Source organism: Mycobacterium sp. TH-M15 (genome assembly GCF_057473705.1).
Genome location: NZ_JBYCLB010000100.1, coordinates 1 through 1,632, shown reverse-complemented (window position 1 = coordinate 1,632; position 1,632 = coordinate 1). Strand labels below are relative to the sequence as shown.

Below are 1,632 nucleotides of genomic sequence, written 5' to 3'. Positions count from 1 at the left end.
GGTTCTTTCACTGGTCGCCGCGGTGTCGTTTGCGTTGTCGCTGGCTGTCTGTCACTGGGCGCCTTTTGTCGCGTTCTTCTCGCTACCCACTCGGGCCTGGCAGTTGGCGGTCGGCGGCCTGGTGGTCCTCACGGTCGTCCGCTGGCAGCGTCTGCCGCCGCGCGCCGCCGCGATCACCGGGTGGGCCGGGCTGGCCCTGATCCTGCTGGCCTGCACTCGTTTCAGCACCGACACGCTATATCCGGGTATCGCCGCGCTGTTGCCCACGGCGGGTGCGGTGCTGGTGATCGGCGCCGGCTGCGCCATTCCCGCGCAGGGATGCGGCCGGCTTCTGGGGTTGCCGCCGATGCGCGCGATCGGCCGGATCTCCTATTCCTGGTATTTGTGGCACTGGCCGGTGTTGGTATTCGCACCGCTGTTAATCGGCCACCCGCTGGGGCTGATCGCCAGGTTGGTGGCGGCGCTGGTGTCCGGCGGCCTGGCGGTGCTCACCCTGCGTTTCATCGAGAACCCGCTGCGCTTCGCCGCTCCGATTCGCCGGTCGGCACGGGCGAGCCTGGTGCTGGGCGGTGTCGCCACCGCGTGCGCGGTCTGCGTGGGCCTGGCGCTGCTGGTCGTGGTGCCTGCCCCGGTCGGCCGGGGCGCACCTGCGGCAACGATGTCCGTGCGAGCGGCACCGGTCCCGGCCGGTTCCACAATGGACGCCTACGACGCGGCGGTACGGCACGCGTTCGATCAGGTGCATGCCGCGGTCGCGGCGTCGGCCGACGTCAAAGCCGTCCCGTCGAACCTGAGCCCGCCGCTTGCCAACGCGGCAGCCGAACTTAATGACGTGTTCCGATACGGCTGCCTGCGCAGTGCCTGGCAAGTCAGGCAGCCTGAGTGCGCGACCGGCGACACTGCCTCGGCGACGACTGTAGCCGTGGTCGGCGACTCGGATGCCGCGATGTGGAACCCGGCGCTTGACCCACTCGCCCAGCAGCGGCGTTGGCGGCTGGAGATGCTGACCAAAGCCGGCTGCCCACTGCTGGACCTGCCCACCACCAGCCTCCTCCTTCGTCGGGAGTACACCGAATGTGAGCAGTGGCGCGGTCAGATCATTGCCCGGTTGAACGCCGAGCACCCGAAGCTGGTCGTGGTGAGCATGTGGCGGCGATACGGCGCCGACCACGGATACCCGGCAGGCTTCACGTCCTACGAACCGGCGTGGATCGACAGCCTGGCTCGCCTGGTGCACCAGCTACGCGGCATCGGCGCCAAAGTGCTGATCCTCGGGCCCATTCCGGATCCCAATCTGGTGGTGCCGATCTGCCTGTCCGGACAGCTCGGTGATGCAGTGGCCTGCTCACCGGCGCGGGCAGCCGCGCTGGACGAACACGGCATCGCAGCGGAGTCCGCCGCCACCACGACCAACGGCGGACGCTATGCCGACCTCACCGAGCTGTTCTGCACCACAGAGCGCTGCCCGGGCATCGTCGGCAACACCCTGGTCTACCTCGACCGGAATCACCTGACGGTCGAATACGCCCGGCTGTTGGCACCGGCAATCGGGGCGCTGGCCGACCGCGCTCTCGCCCAGGGTTGACGTCCCGACGCTGAGCACCACTGAGGAGATGGAGGATCAACTTTTGT

At 68.6% G+C, this 1,632-nt stretch carries 1 protein-coding gene; it reads left to right on the top strand.

Annotated elements, in window-relative coordinates; genetic code table 11:
- Nucleotides 1-1,585 (top strand): acyltransferase family protein (locus AC2VNT_RS02505; RefSeq protein WP_486945352.1); only part of this gene is annotated, 1,585 nt, incomplete at its 5' end.
- Nucleotides 1,586-1,632 lie beyond the last annotated feature (47 nt).